The sequence below is a fragment of the Streptomyces sp. NPDC091416 genome (assembly GCF_044756845.1).
GTDB lineage: Bacteria > Actinomycetota > Actinomycetes > Streptomycetales > Streptomycetaceae > Streptomyces.
In genome coordinates, this window is the sequence record NZ_JBIVTU010000001.1 from 763,531 (window position 1) to 789,865 (window position 26,335).

Here is a 26,335-nt window from a genome sequence, read left to right on the forward strand (position 1 = left end):
CTGACGCGGCCGGCGGGTCGCCCGGCCGGGCACCGCGTGGAGCGCGACGGCGCGCCGGATCAGCGCGGCACCCGGGCCCGTCGCGACACCGCCGCCCTCAGCACCCGCCGGCCCTCGGTCGAGGCGTCCCTCACCTGGCGCAGCCCGGCTCCCATGGGCGCGTCGCCCCCTGTCTCCGCGAGCATCTCCAGGATCCGGGTCTGGCGTACGGCCTCCCCGGACAGCAGCGGGCCCGCCCCCTCCGGATCGCCGGCGCGGCAGCGCGCCACCAGCTCCGTGGCGTCGGCGCGGGCGGCGTCGTGCGCGCAGTGGAGGTCGAGGGCCAGCGCCGAGCAGGCGTCCGCCCAGGCCCGCAGTTCCTGGCCCGACCGGTCCGCGGGCGCCTCGCCGAGGAGCTTCGCGACGCGCCGGACGCTCTCCGGCGGATCGGGCAGGGCGGCCAGCGCCGCACGTGCCTCGGCCAGCCGGGCCGGCCAGTCCCGCGGGTCGGCGCAGCCCGCCCAGAGCGGCCGCAGCGGATCCGGGTCGGCCGCTCCGGCGGGTTGCGGCAGGCACCGGTCGAGGCAGGCGGTGCCGCTCGCGGCGAGCCCCCGGGCGTCAGCGGCGGCGATCAGTTCGAGCAGGCTCATCGGCGTCTCCTGTCGGCCCCCCCGTACCCGGACGTACGGGGACGCAGCGCGTCGTCTTATCGCCTACAGCGCCGAATGGCCGGAAAGCGTCACTCCTGCCGTCCGAATACCGTCGCCCGATGTCAGCCGGCCCCACTCCGGAAGAGCGTTTGCCCCCATTCCGTCCGGTCCGGGCCCTCAGCCCTGGTCGATCTCCTTCGCCAGTGCCTTGAAACCGTCCCAGCTCAGTGCCGGTGCGCCCGGGTCCCACAGCTTCTGGGAGGTGGCCCGCAGCGGCATCCGGATGCCCTCGGCCACCTGGGCCGCGGTCTGGGCGTTCGGGAAGTCGCCCCACACCGCGAACCGGCCGCCGAGGATCTGGTCCGAGTACTTCGCCGGGACGGGGCTCGTGCCGCGCAGCACGAGCGGCGTCCACTGTTCGTAGATGCGCTTGCCCGTGGGGTAGACGAAGGCGTTGGGCTGGCCGAGCACGTAATAGAGGAACTCGTCGTTGAGGTTCAGCATCTTGTACCCCTCGCGCAGGTACTGCTCGGGCGGGCGGGCTCCGTACTCCTTGCCCGTCCAGTACTCGATCTCGATGTCCTTGTCCGCCCGGACGGTGCTGTCGCGGAAGAGGCCGTCGTTCCACGCCTTGGGCTTCATGCCGTGCGGCCGGACCACTGCCGCGCGGTCGTTGAGCCAGCCGGTGGCGAGGTCCTCGATACCGGCCTGCGCCCCGTACTTCCGCACGGCCGCGCGCTGGAGCTGCGGGTACGAGGCGGCGGGGCTGTTCACCGTGAGTGCCTGGTACTCGTCGGCACCCAGGTGCCAGTAGGCACCGCCGAACAGGTCGGTGTACTCACCGAGGAGCTCGTCGACGAGCTTCGCCGCGCCCGGCTTCGAGATGTCGAGCGATCCCTTCGACGGCACGCCCGAGACGTTGAGCAGCTGGAGGTCGGGGTGGGCCCTCAGGACCGCGCCGAGGTGGCCCGGGGAGTCGATCTCGGGGACGACCTCGATGTGCAGCCGGCGGGCGAGGGCGACGATGCGCCGCACCTCGGCCTTGGTCAGGTGCTCGGGCGACACCACCTCGGGATGGGTGTCGGACTCGATGCGGAAGGCCTGGTCGTCGGAGAAGTGCAGGCCGAGCTGGTTGAGCTTGAGGTCGGCCATCTCGCGCAGCCGGTCCTCGATCCAGGCGGCACTGTAGAGCTTGCGCGCGATGTCCAGGTTGAGGCCGCGCTGCGGGCGGTCGGGACGGTCGCGTACCTCGCCCTCGGGCATGGCGCCGTCGGCGCGCACGGACTGCTTGAGGGTGCGGGTCCCGTAGAAGACGCCCGCCTGTGCCGGACCGCTGATCGTGACGCGTCCGTCGTGGGTCCGCAGGGTGTAGGACTCGGGCCCGCCGCCGTCCTTCGGGTTCAGGGCCAGCTCCACGTCACCCGCACGGGCCTGGACCTCACCCCGGTAGCGGATCCTCAGCTCACCGGCGAGCAGCCTTCCTTCGTCGGCGAGGGCCTTGTCGCCCTTGCCGATCACCACGCCGCTGCTCTCCCCGGGCCGCCAGCCGGGACCTCGGGCCGGGGTGTGCTCCCGGACGGCGGGGATGGTGCGGGGCGTCTTCGAGAGCGGGTAGCTCCGGGTCGGGGAGGGTGTGGGGGAAGCGGACGGTGACGACGAGGAGGCGGCCGTCCCGGAGTCGTTCCGCTGTTCGGTGCCGGAGCTGTCGCAGGCGGCGACGGTGACGGTCGCCGCGGCCACCGCCGTCACGGCCAGGAGGGCGCCGCGTGAGGGTGCCATCGGTCAGAAACCTCCGGTTTCGGGGGGAAAGAGCTCAGAAAGAAGAGGAAATGGGGCAGATGGATCGGATAGTCGGGTATTTCCCCCGACCATTCGCCCCTCAGACATCGCGAAACTCTCCCGTCCGGGTGAAATTCGCGCATCCGTCGGACGGCCGTTGCCCCGCGTCGTTAGCTTTGAGGCACATTCGTCTCTCCCTTCACCCTGCATCCACCTGGTCTCTCCGGTCCCTCCCCACTCCAGGTTCACAGATGCCGTTGATTCCAGGAGTCCACGCTGTCCAGGTCCAGCGAGTCCCACGCCGGCCTCCCCGCACAGCCGCCCCCGTCCGCCCACCGGACCGCCGTACCCGTGCAGAGCTGCGGATCCGTCCCCGGCCGGGCCCCGTCCGGCCCCGGCGGCCTGCCGGGGTTCAACGCCGCGTCCGCCGCCGCGGCCGAGGCCGCGCTGCTGGAGTGTTTCGGCAGCCGCCGCTGGGCCAAGCGGCTGGCGGACCACCGTCCCTACCCGGACCTCGACGCGCTGCTCGCCGCCGCCGACGAGGCCTGTTACGACCTCTCCCCCACCGACCGCGCCAAGGCGCTGGCCGCCGAGGTCGCCCCCGGGCTGCACCCGGACGCGCCGCGCTCCGCCCATCTCGCACTGGCCGCCGCGCACGCCGCGTACGAGTCCAGGTTCGGCCATGTGTTCGTGATCTGCCTGGACGGCTTCCGGCCCGCCGAGCACCCCGATCAGGTGCTGGCCGGCATCCGGGCCCGGCTGGGGCACGATCCCGAGCAGGAGCGGGTGGTGGCGGCGGACGAGATGCGGCGACTCGCCCGGGGCCGCATCATCGAGCTGGTATCGAGTCAGTAACGGGTTGACGGCGGGCCGCACTGGGCGGATTCCCTGCCACAGGCGGGTAAACAGGCCAGTTGGAGCCTGTCCATAGCCCGTCCGTGCCTGATTCATTGCCACTTTGATCACACCAGAGGCCCCCGCGCGATCGAACCGACAATCCGTCGCTACGATGGCCGGGGCCGGTGGACCGTACCCGGCCGGGTCAGACCGACAGTCAAGCCGGCCGACCCCAATCCCCGCTCCCGGAGGGTTCTTCCGTGCCGGCTGGAACGCTGTACCGCGGCCGGGAAGGCATGTGGTCCTGGGTGGCTCATCGAGTCACCGGTGTCCTCATTTTCTTCTTCCTGTTCGTACATGTCCTGGACACCGCTCTCGTCCGCGTCTCCCCCGAGGCATACGACGACGTCGTGTCCACGTACAAGACGCCGATCGTCGCGCTCCTCGAATACGGCCTGGTGGCCGCGATTCTCTTCCACGCGCTGAACGGTCTGCGCATCGTCGCCGTGGACTTCTGGGCCAAGGGCCCGCGCGTTCAGAAGCAGATGCTCTGGGCCGTGCTGGGTATCTGGATCGTGCTGATGGTCGGGGCCCTGTACCCCGTCCTCGGCCACGCCGTACGCGAAGTATTCGGGAGCTGAGGCCAATGTCCACCGAGACTTCCGCGATCGGCGACGTCGAAGGCTCCGCCCTCTACGACGTCGACAACCCCGCGCCCGTGATCGAGCCGCCGCGCAAGCGGACCGGCAAGACCCCCAAGGGCTCGCGCACCAACTTCGAGATGTACGCCTGGCTCTTCATGCGCCTGTCGGGCATCGTGCTGGTCGTCCTCGTCATCGGCCACCTGCTGATCCAGCTGGTGCTGGACGGCGGCGTCTCCAAGATCGGCTTCGCCTTCGTGGCGGGCCGCTGGGCCTCGCCGTTCTGGCAGGTCTGGGACCTGGCGATGCTGTGGCTCGCCATGCTGCACGGCGCCAACGGTCTCCGTACGGTCATCAACGACTACGCCGAACGGGACAACACCCGCTTCTGGCTGAAGATGCTCCTGTACACCGCCACGGTGTTCACCGTCCTGCTGGGCACGCTGGTGATCTTCACCTTCGACCCGAACATCCGCTAGGCGCCGGGCCCGAAGACCAGAGGTAAACCATGCAGATCCACAAGTACGACACCGTCATCGTCGGCGCCGGCGGCGCCGGCATGCGCGCGGCCATCGAGTCGACCAAGCGCAGCCGCACCGCCGTGCTGACCAAGCTCTACCCCACGCGTTCCCACACGGGCGCGGCGCAGGGCGGCATGGCCGCAGCGCTCGCCAACGTGGAGGAGGACAACTGGGAGTGGCACACCTTCGACACGATCAAGGGCGGCGACTACCTGGTCGACCAGGACGCCGCCGAGATCCTCGCGAAGGAGGCCATCGACGCCGTTCTCGACCTGGAGAAGATGGGCCTGCCGTTCGGCCGTACGCCCGAGGGCAAGATCGACCAGCGCCGGTTCGGCGGTCACTCCCGCAACCACGGCGAGGCCCCGGTCCGCCGCGCCTGCTACTCGGGCGACCGCACCGGCCACATGATCCTCCAGACGCTGTACCAGAACTGCGTCAAGGAGGGCGTGGAGTTCTTCAACGAGTTCTACGTCCTGGACCAGCTGGTCGTCGAGGAGGACGGCGTCAAGAAGTCCGCCGGCGTCGTCGCCTACGAGCTGGCCACCGGCGAGATCCACATCTTCCAGGCGAAGTCGGTCATCTACGCCTCGGGCGGCACCGGCAAGTTCTTCAAGGTGACGTCGAACGCGCACACCCTGACCGGTGACGGCCAGGCCGCCTGCTACCGCCGGGGTCTGCCGCTGGAGGACATGGAGTTCTTCCAGTTCCACCCGACGGGCATCTGGCGCATGGGCATCCTGCTGACGGAGGGCGCCCGCGGTGAGGGCGGCATCCTCCGCAACAAGGACGGCGAGCGCTTCATGGAGAAGTACGCGCCCGTCATGAAGGACCTCGCGTCCCGTGACGTCGTGTCCCGCTCCATCTACACCGAGATCCGAGAGGGCCGCGGCTGTGGTCCCGAGGGCGACCACGTCTACCTCGACCTCACGCACCTCCCGCCGGAGCAGCTGGACGCCAAGCTCCCGGACATCACGGAGTTCGCGCGTACGTACCTCGGCATCGAGCCCTACACGGACCCGATCCCGATCCAGCCGACCGCGCACTACGCCATGGGCGGCATCCCGACCAACGTCGAGGGCGAGGTGCTGGCCGACAACACCACCGTCGTCCCGGGCCTGTACGCCGCCGGCGAGGTCGCGTGTGTCTCCGTGCACGGCGCCAACCGTCTCGGCACGAACTCGCTGCTCGACATCAACGTCTTCGGACGCCGGTCGGGCATCGCCGCCGCCGAGTACTCCGCGAAGAACGACTTCGTCGCGCTTCCCGAGAACCCGGCACAGGCGGTCGTCGACCAGGTCGAGCGGCTGCGCAACTCCACCGGCACCGAGCGCGTCTCGGCGATCCGCCTGGAGCTGCAGGAGTGCATGGACGCCAACGTGATGGTGTTCCGCACCGAGCAGACGATCAAGACCGCGGTCGACAAGATCGCCGAGCTGCGCAAGCGCTACCTCAACGTGTCCATCCAGGACAAGGGCAAGCGGTTCAACACGGACCTGCTGGAGGCCATCGAGCTGGGCAACCTGCTCGACCTCGCCGAGGTCATGGCGACTTCGGCGCTGGCGCGCAAGGAGTCCCGCGGCGGTCACTACCGCGAGGACTACCCGAACCGCGACGACGTCAACTTCATGCGCCACACCATGGCGTACCGCGAGGTCGCCGACGACGGCACCGAGTCGATCCGGCTGGACTACAAGCCGGTCGTCCAGACCCGCTACCAGCCGATGGAGCGTAAGTACTGATGGCTACCCCCACCTTGGAAAAGGCCGACAAGGCTCCCGAGCCCGAGGCCGGTTTCGCCGACTCGCCGTACATCACGGCGACTTTCCGGATCCGCCGGTTCAACCCCGAGGTCTCCGACGAGGCCCAGTGGCAGGACTTCCAGATCGAGATCGACCCGAAGGAGCGTGTCCTCGACGCCCTTCACAAGATCAAGTGGGAGACCGACGGCACGCTGACGTTCCGCCGCTCCTGCGCGCACGGCATCTGCGGTTCGGACGCCATGCGGATCAACGGCAAGAACAGGCTCGCCTGCAAGACGCTGATCAAGGACCTGAGCCCGGAGAAGCCGATCACGATCGAGGCCATCAAGGGCCTCACGGTCCTCAAGGACCTCGTGGTCGACATGGACCCGTTCTTCCAGGCCTACCGCGACGTCATGCCCTTCCTCGTCACCAAGGGGAACGAGCCGACCCGCGAGCGTCTGCAGTCCCCCGAGGACCGCGAGCGCTTCGACGACACCACCAAGTGCATCCTGTGCGCCGCGTGCACGTCCTCGTGCCCGGTGTTCTGGAACGACGGCCAGTACTTCGGCCCGGCGGCGATCGTCAACGCGCACCGCTTCATCTTCGACTCGCGCGACGAGGGCGGCGAGCAGCGCCTGGAGATCCTCAACGACCGTGACGGCGTGTGGCGCTGCCGCACCACGTTCAACTGCACGGACGCCTGCCCGCGTGGCATCGAGGTCACGAAGGCGATCCAGGAGGTCAAGCGCGCGCTGATCACGCGTCGCTTCTGACCCCGGGATTCCCGAGCGCACACAGGCCCCGTCCCCCGCAGGAACACTGCGGGAGGCGGGGCCTTCTGCCGTACGGGCCTCCTGCCGAACTGGCGCGGCAGGTCGGCGAAGTGAGTCCGGGGACCGGAAGAAGGCCGAGGAGTGCCTCTGACGCCGCCGGGACGCGGGAGACGACGAACCCGGCCGTTGGAGCCGCGCCCCCACTGGTCAGTCCCAGCCCGCGCCGCCCTTGTGCTCCGCGACCACCATGATGCGCCGCAGCATGTCGTTGAGCAGGACGCGTTCGTCCTCGGCCAGGACGCCCAGCAGGCGTTCCTCCTCGTGACCGAGGAACTCCATGGCACCGGTCCAGGTCGCGCGGCCCTCCTCGGTCAGCTCCACGTCGACGCGGCGCCGGTCGGTGGTGGAGGGCCTGCGGCGGACGAACCCGCGGCGCTCCAGCGCGTCCAGCCGGCCGGTGACGGAGGCGGGCGCGAGGTCGAGGTCGGCGGCGAGCTCGGAAGGGGCCGCCTTGCCGCCGCGGCCGGCCAGCTTGTGCAGGGTGTCGAACTCCTGCCGGTCCAGGTCGAAGTCGACCAGGGACTGCTCCCGCACCCGGCGCAGATGGACGCCGAGCTTCTTCATCCGGGTCACCGCGCCCTCGACCTCGGGGTCGAGTTCCGGAAGTACCGGCTTCCACCGCTCCACGTGGCCGTCGGTCCAGTCGCGTTGCTGCATGGGCCACAGCCTACGCCGGGCATCTTCATACTTCGGAAACTTATATTTCGTTGACGAATAGTTCGGTGCCGAAATAGATTCCGGCTCATGTCTCACCCCTTACGCACCCGCTCCTTCCGCCTGCTCTTCGTCGGACGCAGCCTCTCGCTGCTCGGCGACGCCGCGATTCCCGCCGCGCTCACCCTCGCCGTCTACCTGGCGACCGGATCGACGGGCGACCTCGCCCTGGTCCTCGCCTGCGCGATGGTGCCCAAGCTGCTCCTGCTGCCACTCGGCGGCGTGGTCGGCGACCGCTTCAACGCCCGCACCGTGGCGCTGACCACCGATCTCGTACGGTGTGTCACCCAGCTCTTCGTCGGCGCCGAACTTCTCTCCGGCACCCCCGCGCTCTGGCAGATCGCCCTGGCCGAGGCGATCGGCGGAGCCGCCGGCGCCTTCGCCATGCCGACCGTCTCGCCGCTGATCCGCGGCACGGTGGACGAGTCCGGACTGCTGCGCGCCAACTCCCTGATGGCGGTGGTCGGCAGCGCGGCCCGGATCGGCGGCCCGGCCGTCGCCGGGGCCCTGGTGTTCACCGCCGGCCCCGGCTGGGCCTTCGTCCTGGACGGCGCGACGTTCGCCGTCAGCGCCGCGCTGCTCGCCGCGATCGAGGTACGGCACGTCCCGATCCCGCGGCGTTCGCTGACCAGCGACCTCAAGGAGGGCTGGGCCGAGGTCCGGAGCCGCGACTGGTACTGGACCAGCCTGATCGCCCATGCCGCGTGGAACGGGGCGGCCGCCGTCCTGATGACACTGGGCCCGGCACTCTTCCTGCGCGACCTGGGCGGCAAGGGCGTCTGGCTCGCCTTCCTCCAGACCGGCGCCGTGGGCCTGCTGATCGGCTCGCTGGTGGCCGGCCGGGCGCTGCCCCGCCGCCCGGTCCTGACCGCCAACCTGGGGGGCGCCCTGTACGCCCTCCCGCTCTGCCTGCTGGCCGCACACGCGCCCGTCGGCGTGGCCGTCGTCGCGTACGGGACCGCCATGGCCGGGCTGGGCTTCCTCAACCCGGTCTGGGAGACCGCCGTCCAGTCCGCCGTCCCCGCGCACGCGCTCGCCCGGGTGACCTCGTACGACTGGCTGCTCTCGCTCGGCGCGATGCCCCTGGGATACGTGCTGGCCCCGCTCGCCGACTCCGCGTGGGGTCCCGAAGTCCCGCTCGCCGTAGCCGGGTTGCTGGTCGGCTCGGCCTGCCTGGCCACGGCGGCCGTGCCGGGCGTACGACGCTTCAAGGCGCCCGCCGAGCAGGCCGAGGCGGTGACGCGGACCACCGGGACCCCCGCTTGAACATGTTCAAAGAGGGGTCTACAGTCCATGACAACAGCATTTGAACGCGTTCAAGGGAGGGTGGGGCATGGACCTCACTGTGGTCGCGTACGTCATCTATCTGCTCATCAGCGTGGCACTCACCATCTGGGTCGCCCGCACGCTGAGCCGCAACGGCAGGGTGTTCCTCGCCGATGTGCTGCACGGGAACGAGAAGCTGGCCGACGCGGTCAACCACCTGCTGGTGGTGGGCTTCTACCTGGTCAACCTGGGGTTCGTGACGCTCTATCTGAAGAACTCCGACGGCGTCGCCGACGCCCGGGAGCTCTTCGAGGCGCTGTCGGTCAAGGTCGGCGTCGTGCTGCTCGTCCTCGGGGTCATGCACCTCGGCAACGTCTACGTACTCAACAAGATCCGCCGCCGGGGCATGATGGAGCACGAGAAGACCCCGCCCGTCGCCCCGCAGGGCTGGACGGGTCCGGGACAGGGACCGTGGGCCGCGCCCGCCCCCAGGGCGTGAGGACCGGCCATGAGGCACCGCACAGGTGGCGGACGGTGGTCCGTCGAACGGCTCACCGTGCTCTACGACGCGCAGTGCTCGCTCTGCGTCCATCTGCGCCAGTGGCTGATGAACCAGCGTCAGCTGGTCCCGCTCGACCTCGTACCGGCGGACTCGGCCGAGGCGCACCGCCGCTTCCCCGGCCTCGACCACGCCGGGACCCTGGAGGAGATCACGGTGATCGGTGACCGGGGGCAGGTCTACCGGTCCACCTCCGCGTGGATCGTCTGCCTCTGGGCCCTGGCCGAGCACCGGCCGAAGGCCCACTGGCTGACCACGCCGGCCGGCCGCCCGTTCGCCCGGGCAACCGTTCTCGCCGCCGCCAAGTACCGCTCGCTGACGGCCGAGCCGTGCCGGGGCGACGGGGGCGGCGCCTGCCGGGCAGAGGGTCCGGGCCCGGGCACATAGCCGGTCCGGATACCCTCGGGACCGTGGTGAAGGAAGAGAAGGACGTGAAGGAAGCCAAGGCTCCCAAGAGCGAGCAGACCCGCACACTCATCCTCGAGACCGCGCTCCGGCTCTTCCAGGAACGCGGCTACGACAAGACGACGATGCGGGCCATCGCCCAGGAGGCCGGCGTCTCCGTAGGGAACGCGTACTACTACTTCTCGTCCAAGGAACACCTGGTCCAGGGCTTCTACGACCGGATCGCCGCCGAGCACGAGGCGGCGGTGCAGCCGGTGCTGGCCGGCGACAAGGACCTCGCGGTGCGTATCCGCGGGGTCCTGCTCAGCTGGCTGGACGTGGCGGAGCCGTACCACCGCTTCGCCGCCCAGTTCTTCAAGAACGCCGCCGACCCCGAAAGCCCGCTCAGCCCGTTCTCGCACGACTCGGTCTCCGCCCGGGAGGCGGCGATCTCCATCCACGAGCGCTGCCTGGCGGGCTCCGGCACCAAGGTCGACCCCGAACTGGCCGGCCTGCTGCCCCAGCTGATGTGGCTGAACCAGATGGGGCTGGTCCTGTACTGGGTCTACGACCGCACGGACGACGCCGAGCGCAGCCGCCGCCTCGTCGAGCGCATCGCCCCGATCGTCGCCCGGGCCATCGCCCTGTCCCGGTTCCGGGTCCTGCGGCCGCTGGTGCGCCAGGTCTACGAGGTGCTGGAGGAGTTCCTGCCGGGAGCGGCGGGCCGGGCGCCGGCCAGGTAGCGCGGAAACGGCCGAGCGGCCGTCCCGGGATCCTTCCCGGGGCGGCCGCTCGTCGTCGTACGGTGACGCCGGATCAGATCCGGCCCAGTTCCCACAACCGCCAGATGCCGGTGCCGTCGGAGAGGTACTGCGATCCGGAGATGTCGGGCTTGGCGACGACGTAGTCCTTCTTCTGCCACAGCGGCACGAGCGGCACGTCCTCGCCGACCAGCTTCTGGAGTTCCTTGAAGTCGGCCGAGGTGCGGCTGCGGTCGCTGAACTCCAGCGTGGAGCTGATCAGCTGGTCCATCTTCTTGCTGGTGTAGCCGTTGTGGAGGCTGTTCTCGCGGCCGACGAGCGGCTGGCTGAAGGTGTCGGGGTCCGGGTAGTCGGGAAGCCAGCCGACGGTGTACATGTCGTACTTGCCGGCCGCGTACTCCTTCTGGAAGGTCTGCCATTCGACGGCCTTCACCGTGACCTTGAACAGCCCGTCCGCCTCCAGCTGGCGGCGGATCTCGTCCGTCTCCTTCTTGTACTCGTCGTCGTCGCGGTAGGCGAAGGTGACGGGCAGCGGCAGCTGTACGCCGGCCTCCTGCATCAGCTCCTTGGCCCGCTCGGCGCTCGGCGACGGGTAGGCGTCGAAGAACGGGGTGCTGTGCCCGATGTAGCCCTGCGGAATCAGCGAGTAGAGCGGTTCGACGGTGCCCTTGTAGATGTCGGTCACCAGCGGCGCGCGGTCGATGAGCGCCGCGATGGCCTGCCGGACCTTCTTGTCGGCGAGCGGCGAGCCGTTGCGCACGTTGAAGACCAGGTTGCGGATCTCGGCGCTGTCCGCCTCCGTCACGTGCTGGTCGACGGCGCCCGGGTCCAGCTCGGCGAGCGTGGACGACGGGAGCTGGCGGTGCGTGACATCGATCTGGCCGGACTTCCAGGCCGCCAGCAGATCGTCCGACTGCTTGTAGTAGCGGACGGTGACCGGGCCACCGGTGCTCTTCAGCGCGCCCTTGTACTTCGTGTTCGGCACGAGCACGGCGCTGACGCCCGCCTCGTACGACTTCAGTACGTACGGCCCCGAGCCGGTCACATGGCCGTCGTTGCGGAGCTTGTGCTCGGAGTAGGAGTCCTTCTCGACGATCGAACCCGCTCCGGTGGCGAGCTTCTGCGGGAAGGTCGCGTCACGCGAGGAGAGGTTGAAGGTGATGGTCCGGCCCTCGGTCACCACGTTCTTCAGGCTGGGGAAGAGGACCGACGGACCGACGTCCGTCGCGATCCCCATCATCCGGTCGAAGGAGTACTTGACGTCCTCGGCCGTGATCGCCTGGCCGTCGGAGAAGGTCAGGTCGTCACGGAGCTTGCACTGGTACGTCTGCAGCTTCCCGCCGATGAACCCACAGCTCTCCGCGGCATCCGGCTCGGGGACGATCGCCCCGGACTTGAACGTCATGAGCGACTGGTAGATGTTGCTGTAGATCGCCCACGAACCGGCGTCGTACGCGCCCGCCGGGTCGAGCGAGGTCACCTCGTCGGTCGTGCCGACCGTGACCGGATCACTATTCCCCTCGTCCGAGGGAAGCAACTGCCAGGCGACCACGCCTGCGATGACCAAAACCGCGAAAATCGCGAGAATCCGTAGCCGGATCGACCGCATTGCCGTGCTCTCCCTTACCAGCCCCACCTCGGTGTCGCGCTCAGATACGCAGATCACCGCACGTTCGCGCTCAGCCAAGCACACGATATTCACATCTGGAAGAGGAAATCAGAGCCTCATAGGCTTTTGTTCGTTAGTTGAAACCTTGCTCCGATACGTCGGATACAGAGGGTTCACGACCGGTCACCCGATCGCCTATTCGGCGTCTGCGGAACGGCGATTACGCCTGACGGGACGCGAGCTCGACGACGGTGATGTCGGAGGGGGCGCCGACTCGCACGGGCGGACCCCAGGCGCCCGCGCCGCGCGTGACGTACAGCTGGGTGTCGCCGTAGCGTTCGAGCCCCGCGACCGTCGGATTGGACAGTTCCGCGATGTAGTTGCCCGGCCAGAGCTGGCCGCCGTGGGTGTGTCCGGAGAGCTGGAGGTCCACGCCGTGCTCGACCGCCTCGTCGATGACGACGGGCTGATGGGCCATGAGGACGGCGGCGCGGGTACGGTCCCGGTCACCGAGCGCCCGGACGAAGTCCGGGCCCTGGCCTTCGCTCTCGCCCGCGATGTCATTGACCCCGGCGAGATCGAAGCCGTCGATCTCGACCCGGGCGTTCTCCAGCGGATGCAGCCCCAATTCCCTGACGTGATCGACCCATTCGGCCGCTCCCGAGTAGTACTCGTGGTTCCCGGTCACGAAGAACGCGCCGTGCCGGGACCGGAGCCCTGCCAGCGGTTCGGCGGCAGGGCCGAGATTCTCGACCGATCCGTCGACCAGGTCCCCGACGACCGCGATCAGGTCGGGCTGGGTCCGGTTGACCGCGTCCACGATCCGCTGGGTGTGGGCGCGGCCCAGGACCGGGCCCAGATGGATGTCGCTGACGACGGCGATCCGGAAGCCGTGGGCGGACCGGGGCAGCCTGGCCAGCGGGACCGCGACGCGCTTGACGCGGGGGCCGCGCAGCACCCCGTAGGCGCCGTAGCCCGTCGTGCCGAGTCCCGCCACGGCGGCGGCGCCCCCGACGGCCCGCGCGACGAAGAGGCGGCGCGAGGGGGAGGCGGGGGCGGCGGAGAGGGGCGCGGAGGCCGGCGGGGCCGCGGTCGTGACGGCGGACCCGTGCGCGGCGGTGACGGGTTCGGCGGGAGCGGCCTGTGCCGCCGCTTCCGGCGCGCCCGCGGCCCGGCGGGCGAGCAGCCGGCTCAGCAGCGGGCGTACGAGCTCCCCGGCCAGCAGGGCGAGCGTCAGGTAGAGCAGGGCGGCCAGCCACAGATAGCCGGGCCAGGCCAGCACCTGCTGGAGCCAGAAGGGCGTACCCGTACGCCCGGAGACCAGGGCGCCGACGCTCAGCAGCGGCAGGACGTACGCCGCGACCGTGCCGGCTCTGCGCGGAAGGCTGCCCGCTGTCGTGGTGTCACCGACGAGACGGCTCCACACATAGCGGTGGACAAGGGCCAGCAGCGCGAGCACCGCGGCTGCCAGCAGAGCGAAACCCAGGACCGCCATGCGCACTCCCCCGCCTAGTTCGTTCCCGTTTGTCCTGTATGCGGCCCAGGCCGGAAGCAGCCGTGCTACGCGCCTTGCCTGCGCAGGGCCCTGACGCCACGGAACCCGATCACTCCCACGGCCGTCCCCAGGAGAAAGGACGTGATGGCGAGCAGCAGATGAACCCAGAAGTAGGCGGTCGGGTCACCCGCGTCGTCGAAGGCGAGACCACTGCCGTCCTTCCACAGGTTCTTGACGAAAGTGACCCAGATGAACCAGCTCCACACCCCGAAGGCGAGCAGGAACCAGGAGACGGGGCGGCTGAGCTTCATGGAATCAGTATCTCCGCCACGCTCCCGCCGCCTCGCCCGGGGTGGGCTGTCCCGGCGGTACGCACGGCGGGTCACACCTCCGGTATCCATATTCACATCAACTGCATGTACGTTTTCGACCGTGCCAGCTCTCAAGAAGGCCGCTCTGTCGGTCACCTCTGCCGCTTTGCTGTCCGTTTTCCTCGTCGGACCCGCGTCGGCGGTCGGTCAGGACACCACGGACGACGAGCCGAAGCCGCCCACCGGCATGTCGCAGGTCGGTGGCGCGCAGCTCGGCCGAAGCGGGACCCAGGTCAATCTCGGCGCCGGCGCCCCGGTCCTGCCGAAGAAGCTGACCGGCAGGTCCTGGATGGTCTCGGACGCGGAGACGGGCGACGTGCTCGCCTCGCACAATCCGCACTGGCGGCTGCCTCCGGCCTCCACGCTGAAGATGCTCTTCGCCGACACCGTGATGCAGGCGCCGGCGCTCCAGCCGAAGACCCGTGAGTACACGGTGCAGGACGCGGACCTGGCCGACCTCGGCGAGGGCAGCAGCCTGGTGGGCGTCAAGGAGGACCTCAGCTACACGGTGCACGACCTCTGGCTCGGGGTCTTCCTGCGGTCGGGCAACGACGCGGTGCACGTGCTGGCCTCGATGTACGGGGGCGTTCCCAAGACCGTCACCGACATGCAGGCGCACGCGGAGGAACTCCAGGCCCTGGACACCCACGTGGTGTCGCCCGACGGGTACGACGCGCCCCACCAGGTCTCCAGCGCGTACGACCTGACGCTGTTCGCCCGCAGCGGGCTGCAGAAGGCGGACTTCCGCGAGTACTGCGCGACCGCGACGGCGCAGTTCCCCGGTGAGCAGAAGAAGGGCAAGGAGCGCGAGAGCTTCGGCATCCAGAACACCAACCGGCTGCTCACGGGGGCCGACGGCGTCGGCCAGTACCAGGGCATCGCGGGCGTCAAGAACGGCTACACGACGCACGCCGGGAACACCTTCACCGGCGTTGCCGAGCGCAACGGCAAGGTGCTGCTCGTCACCGTCATGAACCCGTCGTCCGACGAGACGCACGCCGTCTACAAGGAAGCGGCGAGCCTGCTCGACTGGGGCTTCGCGGCCAGCGGCAAGGTCACCCCGGTCGGCGAGCTCGTTGCGCCGAGGTCCGCCGACACGGGCACCGGTACGGGCAAGGGCGCCCAGGCGGACAAGCCGGTCGCGGACAAGGGCGGCAACGGCCCCGGGCCCACGAAGACCGCCGCGGCTCCCGGCGGTTCCGGCGGGGTCTGGACCGCGCTGGGCATCGCCGGCGGGGCGCTCGTCCTGGTGGCCGGGGCGGTGTTCCTGGTCAGCCGGCGCTGGCCCCTGCCGGACCTGGTACGCCGCCTTCCCCGCCGCTGAGGGTGCTGCCGCCGGGTTCCTTCTTCCCGGCGGCGTCCGTTCCGGGGGTGGACGCCGGGTCCTGCTCCGCGTCCGCCTCCGCTGCGGCCTCGTCCTTGCTCCGGGTGGCCGTCCAGGCGGCACAGAACAGCAGCAGCTTCGCGGTGAAGTTGATCCACAGCAGCAGCGCGATCGGGACGCCGAAGGCCCCGTACATGCTCTTGGAGGCGACGCCCTTCATATAGCTGCCGAGCAGCAGCTTGAGCAGTTCGAAGCCGACCGCGCCGATCAGCGCGGCCACCATGAGCCGGCGCCGCGGCGGTTCGACGCCGGGCAGCAGGGTCAGCAGGTAGAGCAGCAGCAGGAAGTCGGCGATCACCGCCACCAGCAGGGCGGCGATGCGCAGCAGCACGCCGCCGGCGCCGTCCTCCGGGATGTTGAGCAGCTCGGCGACCCGGCCGACGGCCACGGAGCCGACCGAGGAGATCGCGAGCGTCACCAGGGCCGCCCCGCCCAGCCCGAACAGCACCCCGGCGTCCTTGAGTTTGCGCAGCACGGGGTTGCCCTCGTCCACGTCGTCCATCCCCCAGACGGCGCGCAGGCAGTCCCGCATCGAGCCGATCCAGCCGATGCCGGTGAAGAGCAGCAGCGCACCGGCCACCAGACCGACCGTCCCCGCGTGCGCGACCAGGTTGTCGATGCCGAGCTGGTCGGAGATGCCGGGCACCTGGTCGGCGGCCTTGTCCTCGATCTTGTCCAGCTGCTCGTCCGAGAGCAGGGCCGCACCGATCGCCGCGGCGACCGCGATCAGCGGGAAGAGGGCCAGGAAGCTGATGAACGTGATCGCCGCGGCGAGCCTCGCCCAGTGGACCCGTTCCAGCGTTTCGTAGCTGCGCCAGGCGTGCGTCTCCATCAGCCGGGAGACGAGTGGCCCGATGACGGGGAGTTTTTTCAGCCAGTCCATGACGTACGACTACCCTCCCGGACACCGAAAACCGGTGTCCGGTCTGCCGCTGGACCGATGACGCCCACTCAATCACCCATTTCGGTGAGTGTTGTAACAAATCCCTCAAAGGTGTTTTCTCGGGCGATACGGTCACCCTCATGTCTGTCGACACCGTGTCCCTGACCGGCTGGGGCCGCACCGCCCCGACGGCCGCGCTGCGTTTTCACCCCCGTAGCCACGAGGAGGCGGTCGCCGCGGTGCGCGGCTGCGGGCCGCGCGGCTCGATCGCCCGGGGCCTGGGCCGGGCGCACGGCGACGCGGCGCAGAACGCCGGAGGTTCCGTCCTCGACATGACGGGGCTGGACCGGATCCGCACCATCGACGCCGGGGCCGGGCTCGTGGTGTGCGACGCGGGAGTGAGCCTGCACCGGCTGCTGGAGGTGCTCCTGCCGCTCGGCTGGTTCCTGCCGGTGCTGCCCGGCAGCCGGTACAGCACGGTGGGCGGGGCGATCGGGTCCGACGTCCACGGCCGCAACCACCGCACCGCGGGCTCCTTCTCGCGCCACGTCGTCGCGTTCGACCTCCTCGCCGCGGACGGCAGGATCCGGACGGTCCTTCCCGGCACCCCGCTCTTCGACGCGACCGCGGGCGGCCTGGGCCTGACCGGGGTGATCCTCTCGGCCACGCTGCGGTTCGCTCCCGTCGCGACGTCCCTGATGGCGGTCGACACCGAACGGGCCCTGGATCTGGACGACCTGATGACGAGGCTCGCCGCCGGAAGCCGCCGCCACCACTACGCGTCCGCCTGGGTCGACCTGACCGCCCGCGGCCGGTCGACGGGACGCGGCGTCCTGACCCGGGGGGAGCACGCACCCCTGCACATGCTCCCGGCGCACGCCCGGCGCACGCCGCTCGCCTTCCGGTCGGCCGAGCCGACGGCCACCCACCTCGCCGTACCGGACCTCGTGTCCGGAGGGCTGCTGGGCCGGATGTCCGCCGCCGCGTTCAACGAGGTGCGGTACCGCCGCGCGCCCCGGTCCCGCACCGGTGAACTCCAGCCGGTCCCCGCCTTCTTCCACCCGCTGGACGCCGTCGCCCACGGCTACCGGATCCACGGCCGGGGCGGCCTCGTGCGCTACGAGTTCACCGTCGGGGACCGGCGGGCCGAGACACTGCGCCGGATCGTCGGGCGCATCTCGCAGCGGCGCTGCCCGTCGTTCACCGCCGCGCTCGGACGGTTCGGCCCGGGTGATCCCGGCTGGCTGTCGTTCCCGGAACCCGGCTGGAGTCTGGCCCTCGACCTGCCCGCGGCCCTGCCGGGGCTGGCCCGCTTCCTCGACCGGCTGGACGAGGAGGTGGCGGCGGCGGGTGGCCGGGTCTGCCTGACGGCCGACTCCCGGTTGCGCCCCGACACGCTGGCCGCGATGTACCCGCGGCTGGACGAGTTCCGGCAGCTCAGGGCCGAGCTGGACCCGAACGGGGCGTTCCGGTCGGACCTTTCGCGCCGGCTCTCCCTCTGAGCACGCGCCTCTCCTCCTGACCGGTTTCCTCTCCGGCCGGCCCCCGTGACCGGTTCTCCCCGCTGCCGGCCCGCGGCAGCAGGCTCCGCCCCACCCGTGCCTTCTCATCCGCTTTCCATCCCCCGCCCCCGCCTCAAGGAGCGTTCCCGTGAAGGATGCCTTCGGTGCCCCGCAGTCCCTGCTCATCCTCGGCGGCACCTCGGAGATCGGCCTCGCCACCGCACGCCGCCTGATCGCCGGCCGCACCCGCACGGTCTGGCTGGCCGGCCGCCCCTCCCCGGCCCTGGACTCGGCCGCGGCCGAACTGCGCGGCCGGGGGGCCTACGTCCGTACCGTCGACTTCGACGCGCTGGACACCGAGTCCCACGAGACCGGCCTCGGCAAGATCTTCACCGAGGGCGACATCGACATGGTGCTCCTGGCCTTCGGCATCCCCGGCGATCAGGAACGCGACGAGGAGGAGCCCCTGTCCGCGGTCCGGGTCGCCCAGACGAACTACACGGGCGCCGTCTCCGCCGGCCTGGTGTGCGCCGGCGCACTCCAGGCGCAGGGGCACGGCTCGCTGGTGGTGCTCTCCTCCGTGGCGGGGGAACGCGCCCGGCGCGCGGACTTCATCTACGGGTCGAGCAAGGCGGGCCTGGACGCGTTCGCGCAGGGCCTCGGGGACGCCCTGCACGGGACGGGGGTGCACGTGATGGTCGTACGTCCCGGCCTGGTCCGGCCGGCGAGCGCACCGCCCGGGTCCGGCGCGGCGGCGTCCGGGGCCCCGCTCGCGATGATCCCGTTCACCCGCACCCCGCTGGTGACCACGCCGGACGCGGTCGCGGACGCGATCGTGACGGGGCTGCGGCGGCGTTCGGAGACGGTGTGGGTGCCGGGGGCGCTGCGGGCGGTGATGTCGGCACTGCGGCACGTGCCGCGGCCGCTGTTCCGGCGCCTGCCGGTCTGAGGGCCGGTCGCCCGGCCCGCCGGCTCAGGTGTGGAGCGAGGGCGCGTCCACGGAGCTGCCGCTCTGCGCGGGCACGGCGGGGCTGCCGCCGCCCGCCCCGAACGGGAACTCGTTGACCTTGCGCCAGACGCTGTCGACGCCCTGCTCGTACAGCGCGAAGGAACCGCAGGTCCAGGACGCCTCGTAGTCGCCGAGCTCCGCGTACGCGCGGTCCATCGCCGCCTCGGAGATGCCGTGCGCGACGGTCACGTGCGGGTGGTACGGGAACTGGAGCTCGCGCACCAGCGGCCCGGAGGCGTCCCGGACCCGCTTCTGGAGCCAGGAGCAGGCCGAGGCGCCCTCGACGACCTGGACGAAGACGACCGGCGACAGCGGGCGGAAGGTGCCCGTACCGGAGAGGCGCATCGGGAAGGGGCGGCCGCCGGTCGCGATGGCGGCGAGGTGCGCCTCGATCGCCGGCAGGTCGGCCGCCTCCGCCTCGGTCGGCGGCAGGAGGGTGACGTGGGTGGGAATGCCGTGTGCGGCAGGGTCCCCGAAGCTCGCGCGCCGCTCCTGGAGCAGGCTGCCGTAGGGCTCCGGGACCGCGATCGAAACGCCGAGCGTTACGGTCCCCACGTCGTTCTCCTCAATCCTCGAGCATCTGTTTTCAGCCACGGGCGGCCGCATGCTTTACGCCGCCAGTGTGCCGCCTGTGGGGACCCCGGCGCCAGGGTCCTTGGACTCAGTGCTTGATCGGCAGAAGGCCCATGCGGTCATAGGTCCGCGCCAGGGTCTCGGCGGCGACGGCCCGTGCCTTCTCCGCTCCCTTGGCCAGGATGGAGTCCAGCGTCTCGGCGTCGTCGAGATATTCCTGGGTCCGGGTGCGGAACGGTGTGACGAAGTCGACCATGACCTCGGCGAGATCCGTCTTCAGCGCACCGTAGCCCTTGCCCTCGTACTTCTGCTCCAGGTCGGCGACGGACGTGTCGGTGAGGGTCGAGTAGATGGACAGCAGATTGCTGACGCCCGGCTTCTCGACCTGGTCGAAACGGATCACGCTGTCGGTGTCCGTGACGGCGCTCTTCACCTTCTTGGCGGTCGCCTTCGGCTCGTCCAGGAGGTTGATCAGACCCTTGGTGGTCGCCGCCGACTTGCTCATCTTCGCGGACGGGTCCTGGAGGTCGTAGATCTTCGCCGTCTCCTTGAGGATGTACGGGTCCGGCACGGTGAAGGTGTCCCCGTAGGTGCCGTTGAACCGCTCGGCGAGGTTACGGGTCAGCTCCAGGTGCTGGCGCTGGTCCTCGCCCACCGGGACCTGGTCGGCCTGGTAGAGCAGGATGTCGGCGACCATCAGCAGCGGATAGGTGAAGAGACCCACCGTGGTGCGGTCACTGCCCTGCTTGGCGGACTTGTCCTTGAACTGCGTCATCCGGGACGCCTCGCCGAATCCGGCCAGGCAGTTCATGACCCACCCGAGCTGGGCGTGCTCGGGAACATGGCTCTGGACGAAGAGCGTGCAGCGCTCCGGGTCCACCCCGGCGGCGAGCAGCTGGGCGACGGCGAGCCTGGTGTTGGCACGCAGCTGAGCGGGGTCCTGCGGGACGGTGATCGCGTGCAGGTCGACCACCATGTAGAAGGCGTCGTGGGAATCCTGCAGGGCCACCCACTGGCGGACCGCGCCGAGGTAGTTGCCGAGGTGGAACGAGCCTGCGGTGGGCTGGATTCCGGAGAGCACACGGGGACGTTCAGAGGCCATGGAAGTCATTGTCTCAGGTACGGAACGGATCTCGGGCAGCCGGTGCGAGAAAGGCACGAGGACGCCCGAGGGGGTCCCGCGGACCGGCCGGACCCCTCGCCACCGCCGAAAACGCGGGCGCGCCGCGCAGTGAGGGTTTCCTCGTGCGGGATCCGACCGACGATACAAAGTGGGCACCATCCCAGCCCGGGCCGCACGACGAACGGAGATCCCGTGTCGACCACGGAAACCGCCATCGCCTCCGCCGAGGCGCACAGCGCGCACAACTACCATCCGCTGCCCGTCGTCGTCGCGACGGCGGACGGCGCCTGGATGACCGACGTCGAGGGCCGTCGCTACCTCGACATGCTCGCCGGATACTCGGCGCTCAATTTCGGCCATGGCAACCGCCGTCTGCTCGACGCGGCCAGGGCCCAGCTGGAGCGGGTGACCCTCACCTCACGGGCCTTCCACCACGACCGGTTCGCCGACTTCTGCACGCAGCTCGCCGAACTGTGCGGCATGGAGATGGTGCTGCCGATGAACACCGGGGCGGAGGCCGTGGAGACCGCGGTGAAGACCGCGCGCAAGTGGGGCTACCGGGTCAAGGGCGTCCCGGACGGGATGGCGAAGATCATCGTCGCCTCGGACAACTTCCACGGCCGGACCACGACGATCGTCAGCTTCTCCACGGACCACGAGGCACGGGCGGACTTCGGGCCGTACACGCCCGGGTTCGAGATCGTGCCGTACGGGGACCTGACCGCGCTGCGGGAGGCGATGACCGAGAACACGGTGGCGGTGCTGCTGGAGCCGATCCAGGGCGAGGCCGGGGTCCTCGTCCCGCCGTCCGGCTATCTCCCCGGGGTCCGGGAGCTGACCCGCGAGCGGAACGTGCTGTTCATCGCGGACGAGATCCAGTCGGGCCTCGGCCGGACCGGGAAGACCTTCGCCTGTGAGCACGAGGACGTCGTGCCGGACATGTACGTCCTCGGCAAGGCGCTGGGCGGGGGCGTGGTGCCGGTGTCGGCGGTCGTCTCGTCCGCCGCGGTGCTGGGCGTCCACCGGCCCGGGGAGCACGGCTCGACGTTCGGCGGCAATCCGCTGGCGTGCGCGGTCGCGCTGGAGGTCATCGCGATGCTGCGGACCGGCGAGTACCAGCAGCGGGCCGCGGAGCTGGGCGAGCACCTCCATCGGGAGCTGGGCCTGCTGGTGGACGGCGGCGCGGTGGAGGCGGTGCGGGGCCGCGGGCTGTGGGCGGGCGTCGACATCGATCCGGGCCGCGGCACGGGCCGGGAGATCTCCGAGAGGCTGATGGACCGGCGGGTGCTGGTGAAGGACACCCACGGCTCGACGATCCGGATCGCGCCACCGCTGGTGATCAGCAAGGAGGACCTGGACTGGGGGCTGGAGCAGCTGCGCGAGGTGGTGCGGGGCTGATCCCCGCGAGGTCGCGCCGCCCCCGCCAGTAGAGTCCCGGTGTGCTCCTGGGGATGATCTGTGCGCTCGGTTCCGCGGTCTGCTTCGGCACGGCCTCCGTCCTTCAGGCCGTCGCCGCGCGGGCCGCCGCCGAGCCCGGGGCCGGGGCGGGGGTGGACCCGGCGCTGCTGCTGCGGGCCTTGCGGCAGTGGCGCTACGTGGCCGGGCTCGCATTCGACGGCCTCGGCTTCGTCTTCCAGATCATCGCTCTGCGCTCCCTGCCCATCTACGCGGTGGGCGCGGCCCTGGCCGCGAGTCTCGCCGTGACGGCCGTCGTCGCCGCCCGGCTGCTCGGGGTGCGGCTGAGCTCCACCGAGTGGACGGCCGTCGCCGTCGTCTGCGCCGGTCTCGGCATGCTGGGGCTCCCCTCCGGCGAGGAGGGGCACGCGGCCGGATCCGATCCGCTGCGCTGGTGGATGCTCGGGATCGCCGTCGGGATCCTGCTGATCGGCACGGCGGCGGGCCGGCTGCCCGAGCGGGCGCGGGCCCTCGTCCTCGGGCTCGGCGCGGGCTTCGGTTTCGGGGTGGTGGAGGTCGCGGTCCGGCTGATCGACGACGTGTCGCCGTCCGCGCTGCTCACCAACCCCGCCGTGTACGCGCTGCTGGTGGGCGGCGGCTCGGCGTTCCTGCTGCTGACCTCGGCGCTGCAGCGGGGTTCGGTGACGACGGCGACGGCCGGGATGGTCCTGGGCGAGACGATCGGGCCGGCGCTGGTGGGCGTCATCTGGCTCGGGGACCGCACGCGTGACGGTCTCGGCTGGCTCGCGGTCACCGGCTTCGCGGTGGCCGTGGCGGGAGCGCTGGCGCTGGCCCGGTTCGGCGAGGCCCCGGCGGAGGACGTGGACGGCACTGTGGTGAGCCCCGGGTAGGGGCGCGGCGGCATCGGGCCCCTGCGCCGGCCCCGTCGTCGAGACCGCACGCGCTGGAAACGTCGGCGAGCGGGCCCGGCCCCGGTCGTGGACCTCCCCGGCGAGAGCGTGGCGGCGGAGCGGGGCGAGGGCGCTCGGCGTCTCCTTGGACCCGGTCGTCTCAACGGCCGGACCGGACGTGCGCGCGCCCGTGGGATTCGGCTCTGCAGCGACGCGCTGCACAAACCCCGCCCACGGCTGCCGACCTCTGCCGCCGCTCGCGGCCGTCTCCGAGCGTGAACGACCCACCGACCCGGCGGACCTTCCCGGTCAGAGCACTGGGCACGGCCTCCGGGCGCGGGGTTCTCTTCGCCGGCGCCGCGCTGGTCCACCTCACTGGCGGACGGCTCGCAGCCCTCCGGGTGCCCGGTGTCGGCTCGCTTCTGGGCAGCCTGAGCAGACTCGCGGATCTCGCGGTTCAGACGAGTGAGCAGGCCTGGTTTCCGTGGGAGTTGCCGACGTACACACCGACTCAAAGCACTGTCGTGGATCGTCCCTGGTCTCGCCACGCCTTGGGCGAGACGCCGTAAGTCCGCTTGAACACCTTGCTGAAGTGGGTCGCGTCCACGAAGCCCCAGCGCCGTCCTATCGCCGCGATGGTCCGGAAACGGCCCTCCGGGCCGGTCAGCTCTCGGCGGCATTCCTCCAGGCGGTGTGAGCGGATCCAGTCCCCCAGGCTGATACCGGACTGGGCGAGTACTGCGTAGAGACGGCGGATCGAGATGCCGTGTGCAGCGGCGATCCGTGCGGCTGACAGGTCGCGATCAGCAAGGTGGGCTCGGACGTACTGCATGATCCGCAGACTCAGCGTCGCCTCCAACGGTGCGCGGGCCAGGTCCGAGTCGCCGAGCTGGGACGCCACGACCGCTCGGACGAGCTCGATGCTGGGCTCCACGACCGCGTCGGCGTACTGGCCCTGACGCACCCTTTCGCTGATGGACAGGCGGGAGAAGTACGTGGAGGCGAGAACGGCGATGGGGTTGTCGGATCCGAGGGTCACAGCCGTGATCTCGTTCAGCGACCGGCTGGGCAGCGCGAGCACCGTGCGAGGGAAGCGCAGAAAGTGCTGGTCGACACCTGCGTCGAAGAGAAGTGTGTAGGGGACGGTCGTGTCGTAGAGCGCGAAGTCTCCTGGTCTCAGAACCGCCTGGCGGTCGTTCTGTACCACCATGCTGGTGCCTGTCATCTGGAGACCGAGGAAGACGGCCGGCTCCGATTCCTCCCGTGCCAGCCGTTGCGTCCGGCGTATCGTCAGTGCGCTCGCCCGCGCCGTGCACACGCTGATGCACCCGATGGCATTCAGCTGGATATGGACCGACATATCCTTGGGTGGAAGATGGTGGTCGATGTCGATCCGCACGATGGATTCCCAGACGGCCTGCCGGACCGTCTCCTCCCGATCCCGTGGCGCCACGGACGTGGTGTCCAGGGCCGCGCTCACGCTCATGGGGCTCCCCTTCGCCGCTTTCGGCCGCGCGGCCCAGTCGTATTGTTTCCCTGGCGATACGGGCAGGGCCTCGCACCCCTCGCTGGGTGTGTGGCCCTACTGGGTGGAATGAGGGGGCCGGCCGGGAAGATGCCGACCCGGCCGATCGTGATGCTTCGGCCATGCGACACAGGCCGGGCAGGGCCGGTGCAATCCACCAGGCCCGACAACTTCACGATGGCGTCACTCCCCCACCACGCCGCCTCTTCGACAGATCGGTCCGCACATCAGAATGACAGGGCCGCGTCATGTCCCGCAATGTCGCCCCCCGCCGCATTCCGGAACACCGAGGGTTCAAAATGGCCACCGATGAGGTGACGGAGGGGGCGACATGTGCGACACCCGGGCCGGCGAGGAGGTGCCCGAAGTCCCAACACGTGCGCAAGCACGCCTGGTCAGTCTTCGATCGACCGGGTCGAGGCACGGCTGACTCTCGGCGGCCGACAGCGCGAACTCCCGGTCCGGGAGTTCGTGGTGCACTGCCCTTTACGGTGGGTTCAACGGTCGGCGGCCATGTCCGGCTCCAGCGCCTTGGCTCGAGTAGCCGTGTTTGGGCAGCATGCCGATTACCCGGCCGCTGAGCCGGTTCGAGCCGCTAGCAGGCGGCGGCGGCGAGCCTGTAGACCCAACCCCAGGGTGCGTCCGCGTCCCAGCTACTGGCGCCGGGCGAGGTCCAGCCGAGGTTGTAGTTACTGTCGTAGAAAAACGCCCGTGCGCCGGTTCTCTGATTGTTGTGCCATGACCCGTTACCGACCCAGGGCATATTGATGTAGACGCAGCGAAGGTCGAAGACGTCGCCCTCGTAGTAAGTCTTGCTGTACGCGCACAGGCTGCCGTACGGGCAGATGTAGCTCTGGGCAAGCCGTGAGCCGGCCTTCCCATCCAGATCTCGGGCGTATTTCTCTCCGGGCAGGGCGAGGAACAGATCAGCTCCGGCCTTGATGTGAATCTTGTTGACGGCTACCTGAGTTCCTCCCGTTTTGGTGAGGTATTCGTCCGCCCTGGACTGAAGGCTCGCGGCCTGAGAACTGGTCAGGCCGAGGCCTCTTGCCTGTGCTGCGAAGTCCGGGTGAGCGCTGACGGGGCCGACGGAGGCGCTGGCCGCGCTCATTGTTGTCACAGACGCGAAGAACGCCATCGCCAGCGCGATGAGGACTCTGCCTAACCTCGTTGGTCTGAAAGGTGTTCGCTTCACCACGGTGTTGCCTCTCTGTCATTTCATCCGGGATGTGCACGATGGTGCTGTCGGCGCTTTCCGGCGCAGCGCGCCGAATGACATGGGCTGCGCCGAGGGCGGGTGGTTACTCCGGACGCATCGGCGCGGCCGGTTTGGCAGCGGGCCGCAGTTTCGCCGTTACACAGCCACCGGCATCCGGTGCGCCGTATCAATGAGTGCCCTGCCTGTCCCGAGCGTGCCTTCGCCCCCAATAGCTGCTCGCCGGTTCGCACTGCCACCAGTCTTCCGGCTGCCGTGCGGCTACGTCGTTGGTCATGCGTGCAAGGTTCCTTGTTTCTGCTTGCACGGTGCTGTGGTTCAGGTCTCGTGCCGGGGCTCGCCGTGGGCTCGCGACGTCCATGCCCCCAGAAGTAGGCGGCATTCGACGGTGGACGTGTCGCGTGGGTTGGCGTTGGAACAGACCGGAATCCTCGCCCCCCGCATGGGCTCCGCCGCACCTCGGCCACTACGACGGGCACTGGGCGACCGTCAACGGGCCGCTGGTGGTTCGAGACCGGCCCGTTCAAGGAGGTCGCCGACTTCTGTCTCACCCGCATCGCGGCCTGGCCCTTCGAAGACCGCACCGGGCCCGAGTCCAACGCCGAGGGCCGGGGCGAACACGCGCTGGAGGAGATCCCGCCGTTCACCCGACGCGCTGCGGACAGCGAAA

Annotated in this window: 25 protein-coding genes; 14 read left to right on the forward strand and 11 right to left on the reverse strand. The window is 70.1% G+C overall.

Annotated features, from left to right (window positions below; translation table 11 throughout):
• Positions 1–59 precede the first annotated feature (59 nt).
• Together ACIQMX_RS03260 and ACIQMX_RS03265 are read right to left on the reverse strand one after the other, a co-directional pair.
• Positions 60–629 (reverse strand): hypothetical protein, encoded by a 570-nt coding sequence (locus ACIQMX_RS03260; RefSeq protein ID WP_402474606.1) that lies wholly within the window; start codon positions 627–629, stop codon positions 60–62.
• Positions 630–806: 177 nt separating this feature from the next.
• Positions 807–2,408, reverse strand: coding sequence for a glycoside hydrolase family 20 protein (locus ACIQMX_RS03265; RefSeq protein ID WP_402474607.1), 1,602 nt, complete (start codon positions 2,406–2,408; stop codon positions 807–809).
• Between the two features lie 351 nt (positions 2,409–2,759).
• On the opposite strand from ACIQMX_RS03265, the gene ACIQMX_RS03270 reads away from it, so the two are divergent.
• The 5 genes from ACIQMX_RS03270 to ACIQMX_RS03290 all read left to right on the forward strand — a co-directional run bounded on the left by ACIQMX_RS03270 (position 2,760) and on the right by ACIQMX_RS03290 (position 6,925).
• Positions 2,760–3,263: a 2-oxo-4-hydroxy-4-carboxy-5-ureidoimidazoline decarboxylase gene (locus ACIQMX_RS03270; protein ID WP_402474610.1), complete on the forward strand. Its 504-nt coding sequence runs from the start codon at positions 2,760–2,762 to the stop codon at positions 3,261–3,263.
• A 242-nt stretch (positions 3,264–3,505) separates the two neighbouring features.
• On the forward strand, positions 3,506–3,886 hold the full coding sequence (gene sdhC / locus ACIQMX_RS03275; protein ID WP_026249405.1) for a succinate dehydrogenase, cytochrome b556 subunit: 381 nt from the start codon (positions 3,506–3,508) through the stop codon (positions 3,884–3,886).
• A 5-nt stretch (positions 3,887–3,891) separates the two neighbouring features.
• Positions 3,892–4,365, forward strand: a complete 474-nt coding sequence (locus ACIQMX_RS03280) for a succinate dehydrogenase hydrophobic membrane anchor subunit (protein ID WP_363072768.1) — start codon at positions 3,892–3,894, stop codon at positions 4,363–4,365.
• A 29-nt stretch (positions 4,366–4,394) separates the two neighbouring features.
• Entirely contained in the window at positions 4,395–6,149 is a 1,755-nt protein-coding gene (sdhA, locus tag ACIQMX_RS03285; RefSeq protein WP_363072770.1) for a succinate dehydrogenase flavoprotein subunit, read from the forward strand.
• Positions 6,149–6,925 (forward strand): succinate dehydrogenase iron-sulfur subunit, encoded by a 777-nt coding sequence (locus ACIQMX_RS03290; protein ID WP_363072772.1) that lies wholly within the window; start codon positions 6,149–6,151, stop codon positions 6,923–6,925. Before sdhA ends, ACIQMX_RS03290 begins: the two co-directional genes overlap by 1 nt.
• 207 nt (positions 6,926–7,132) lie before the next feature.
• On the opposite strand, the gene ACIQMX_RS03295 is transcribed toward ACIQMX_RS03290, so the two are convergent.
• Entirely contained in the window at positions 7,133–7,642 is a 510-nt protein-coding gene (locus ACIQMX_RS03295) for a MarR family transcriptional regulator (RefSeq protein ID WP_363072774.1), read from the reverse strand.
• Positions 7,643–7,729: 87 nt separating this feature from the next.
• Here ACIQMX_RS03295 and ACIQMX_RS03300 point away from each other — a divergent pair, with 87 nt between their 5' ends.
• The 4 genes from ACIQMX_RS03300 (at position 7,730) to ACIQMX_RS03315 (ending at position 10,651) form a co-directional block, all read left to right on the forward strand.
• The gene (locus ACIQMX_RS03300) at positions 7,730–8,965 is read left to right on the forward strand and encodes an MFS transporter (protein ID WP_363072776.1); all 1,236 of its coding nucleotides are present in this window, start codon (positions 7,730–7,732) and stop codon (positions 8,963–8,965) included.
• 67 nt (positions 8,966–9,032) lie between these two features.
• Positions 9,033–9,464 carry a hypothetical protein gene (locus ACIQMX_RS03305; protein WP_363072778.1) on the forward strand — a complete coding sequence of 144 codons (432 nt, stop codon included), beginning with the start codon at positions 9,033–9,035 and terminating at the stop codon, positions 9,462–9,464.
• Positions 9,465–9,473: 9 nt separating this feature from the next.
• Positions 9,474–9,911 (forward strand): DCC1-like thiol-disulfide oxidoreductase family protein, encoded by a 438-nt coding sequence (locus ACIQMX_RS03310; protein WP_363072780.1) that lies wholly within the window; start codon positions 9,474–9,476, stop codon positions 9,909–9,911.
• Positions 9,912–9,934: 23 nt separating this feature from the next.
• Positions 9,935–10,651: a TetR/AcrR family transcriptional regulator gene (locus ACIQMX_RS03315; RefSeq protein ID WP_402474616.1), complete on the forward strand. Its 717-nt coding sequence runs from the start codon at positions 9,935–9,937 to the stop codon at positions 10,649–10,651.
• Positions 10,652–10,724: 73 nt separating this feature from the next.
• Here ACIQMX_RS03315 and ACIQMX_RS03320 read toward each other — a convergent pair whose 3' ends face one another.
• The 3 genes from ACIQMX_RS03320 to ACIQMX_RS03330 form a co-directional block, all read right to left on the reverse strand.
• A complete protein-coding gene (locus tag ACIQMX_RS03320; RefSeq protein WP_363072784.1) occupies positions 10,725–12,278 on the reverse strand; it encodes an ABC transporter substrate-binding protein in 1,554 nt (517 codons plus the stop codon).
• Between the two features lie 220 nt (positions 12,279–12,498).
• A complete protein-coding gene (locus ACIQMX_RS03325; RefSeq protein WP_402474619.1) occupies positions 12,499–13,773 on the reverse strand; it encodes a metallophosphoesterase in 1,275 nt (424 codons plus the stop codon).
• Positions 13,774–13,838: 65 nt separating this feature from the next.
• Positions 13,839–14,084, reverse strand: coding sequence for an SCO4848 family membrane protein (locus ACIQMX_RS03330; RefSeq protein WP_326738216.1), 246 nt, complete (start codon positions 14,082–14,084; stop codon positions 13,839–13,841).
• Positions 14,085–14,205: 121 nt separating this feature from the next.
• Here ACIQMX_RS03330 and ACIQMX_RS03335 point away from each other — a divergent pair, with 121 nt between their 5' ends.
• Entirely contained in the window at positions 14,206–15,468 is a 1,263-nt protein-coding gene (locus ACIQMX_RS03335; RefSeq protein ID WP_363072788.1) for a D-alanyl-D-alanine carboxypeptidase, read from the forward strand.
• Here the strand turns inward: ACIQMX_RS03335 and ACIQMX_RS03340 are convergent.
• Positions 15,416–16,411, reverse strand: a complete 996-nt coding sequence (locus ACIQMX_RS03340) for a YihY/virulence factor BrkB family protein (protein ID WP_363072790.1) — start codon at positions 16,409–16,411, stop codon at positions 15,416–15,418. The two genes, ACIQMX_RS03335 and ACIQMX_RS03340, sit on opposite strands and share 53 nt — an antisense overlap.
• A gap of 140 nt (positions 16,412–16,551) precedes the next feature.
• Between ACIQMX_RS03340 and ACIQMX_RS03345 the strand changes: the two genes are divergently transcribed.
• Complete coding sequence (locus ACIQMX_RS03345) at positions 16,552–17,913, forward strand: FAD-binding oxidoreductase (protein ID WP_363072792.1); 1,362 nt, start codon at positions 16,552–16,554, stop codon at positions 17,911–17,913.
• 148 nt (positions 17,914–18,061) lie between these two features.
• Positions 18,062–18,862, forward strand: a complete 801-nt coding sequence (locus ACIQMX_RS03350; protein WP_363072794.1) for a decaprenylphospho-beta-D-erythro-pentofuranosid-2-ulose 2-reductase — start codon at positions 18,062–18,064, stop codon at positions 18,860–18,862.
• 24 nt (positions 18,863–18,886) lie between these two features.
• On the opposite strand, the gene ACIQMX_RS03355 is transcribed toward ACIQMX_RS03350, so the two are convergent.
• Together ACIQMX_RS03355 and trpS are read right to left on the reverse strand one after the other, a co-directional pair.
• Entirely contained in the window at positions 18,887–19,477 is a 591-nt protein-coding gene (locus ACIQMX_RS03355; RefSeq protein ID WP_363072796.1) for a 2'-5' RNA ligase family protein, read from the reverse strand.
• Between the two features lie 106 nt (positions 19,478–19,583).
• Complete coding sequence (gene trpS / locus ACIQMX_RS03360) at positions 19,584–20,597, reverse strand: tryptophan--tRNA ligase (RefSeq protein ID WP_363072798.1); 1,014 nt, start codon at positions 20,595–20,597, stop codon at positions 19,584–19,586.
• Positions 20,598–20,810: 213 nt separating this feature from the next.
• Between trpS and rocD the strand changes: the two genes are divergently transcribed.
• Together rocD and ACIQMX_RS03370 are read left to right on the forward strand one after the other, a co-directional pair.
• Positions 20,811–22,016 (forward strand): ornithine--oxo-acid transaminase, encoded by a 1,206-nt coding sequence (gene rocD, locus ACIQMX_RS03365; RefSeq protein WP_363072800.1) that lies wholly within the window; start codon positions 20,811–20,813, stop codon positions 22,014–22,016.
• Positions 22,017–22,069: 53 nt separating this feature from the next.
• Positions 22,070–22,924: a hypothetical protein gene (locus ACIQMX_RS03370; RefSeq protein ID WP_402475577.1), complete on the forward strand. Its 855-nt coding sequence runs from the start codon at positions 22,070–22,072 to the stop codon at positions 22,922–22,924.
• 511 nt (positions 22,925–23,435) lie between these two features.
• Here the strand turns inward: ACIQMX_RS03370 and ACIQMX_RS03375 are convergent.
• Positions 23,436–24,404, reverse strand: coding sequence for a helix-turn-helix domain-containing protein (locus tag ACIQMX_RS03375; protein WP_363072860.1), 969 nt, complete (start codon positions 24,402–24,404; stop codon positions 23,436–23,438).
• A 640-nt stretch (positions 24,405–25,044) separates the two neighbouring features.
• Positions 25,045–25,587: a hypothetical protein gene (locus ACIQMX_RS03380; RefSeq protein WP_363072802.1), complete on the reverse strand. Its 543-nt coding sequence runs from the start codon at positions 25,585–25,587 to the stop codon at positions 25,045–25,047.
• Positions 25,588–26,335: the final 748 nt, after the last annotated feature.

Excerpts from the sequence above, each read along its gene's own strand:
- sdhA (WP_363072770.1), top strand. The coding sequence starts at position 4,395 with ATGCAGATCCACAAGTACGACACCGTCATCGTCGGCGCCGGCGGCGCC.
- ACIQMX_RS03290 (WP_363072772.1), top strand. The coding sequence starts at position 6,149 with ATGGCTACCCCCACCTTGGAAAAGGCCGACAAGGCTCCCGAGCCCGAG.
- ACIQMX_RS03370 (WP_402475577.1), top strand. The coding sequence starts at position 22,070 with ATGATCTGTGCGCTCGGTTCCGCGGTCTGCTTCGGCACGGCCTCCGTC.
- ACIQMX_RS03380 (WP_363072802.1), bottom strand. The coding sequence starts at position 25,587 with ATGGCGTTCTTCGCGTCTGTGACAACAATGAGCGCGGCCAGCGCCTCC.
- ACIQMX_RS03340 (WP_363072790.1), bottom strand. The coding sequence starts at position 16,411 with ATGGACTGGCTGAAAAAACTCCCCGTCATCGGGCCACTCGTCTCCCGG.
- ACIQMX_RS03320 (WP_363072784.1), bottom strand. The coding sequence starts at position 12,278 with ATGCGGTCGATCCGGCTACGGATTCTCGCGATTTTCGCGGTTTTGGTC.
- ACIQMX_RS03305 (WP_363072778.1), top strand. The coding sequence starts at position 9,033 with ATGGACCTCACTGTGGTCGCGTACGTCATCTATCTGCTCATCAGCGTG.
- ACIQMX_RS03265 (WP_402474607.1), bottom strand. The coding sequence starts at position 2,408 with ATGGCACCCTCACGCGGCGCCCTCCTGGCCGTGACGGCGGTGGCCGCG.
- ACIQMX_RS03345 (WP_363072792.1), top strand. The coding sequence starts at position 16,552 with ATGTCTGTCGACACCGTGTCCCTGACCGGCTGGGGCCGCACCGCCCCG.
- ACIQMX_RS03325 (WP_402474619.1), bottom strand. The coding sequence starts at position 13,773 with ATGGCGGTCCTGGGTTTCGCTCTGCTGGCAGCCGCGGTGCTCGCGCTG.
- ACIQMX_RS03300 (WP_363072776.1), top strand. The coding sequence starts at position 7,730 with ATGTCTCACCCCTTACGCACCCGCTCCTTCCGCCTGCTCTTCGTCGGA.
- ACIQMX_RS03295 (WP_363072774.1), bottom strand. The coding sequence starts at position 7,642 with ATGCAGCAACGCGACTGGACCGACGGCCACGTGGAGCGGTGGAAGCCG.
- ACIQMX_RS03280 (WP_363072768.1), top strand. The coding sequence starts at position 3,892 with ATGTCCACCGAGACTTCCGCGATCGGCGACGTCGAAGGCTCCGCCCTC.
- ACIQMX_RS03330 (WP_326738216.1), bottom strand. The coding sequence starts at position 14,084 with ATGAAGCTCAGCCGCCCCGTCTCCTGGTTCCTGCTCGCCTTCGGGGTG.
- ACIQMX_RS03310 (WP_363072780.1), top strand. The coding sequence starts at position 9,474 with ATGAGGCACCGCACAGGTGGCGGACGGTGGTCCGTCGAACGGCTCACC.
- trpS (WP_363072798.1), bottom strand. The coding sequence starts at position 20,597 with ATGGCCTCTGAACGTCCCCGTGTGCTCTCCGGAATCCAGCCCACCGCA.
- ACIQMX_RS03260 (WP_402474606.1), bottom strand. The coding sequence starts at position 629 with ATGAGCCTGCTCGAACTGATCGCCGCCGCTGACGCCCGGGGGCTCGCC.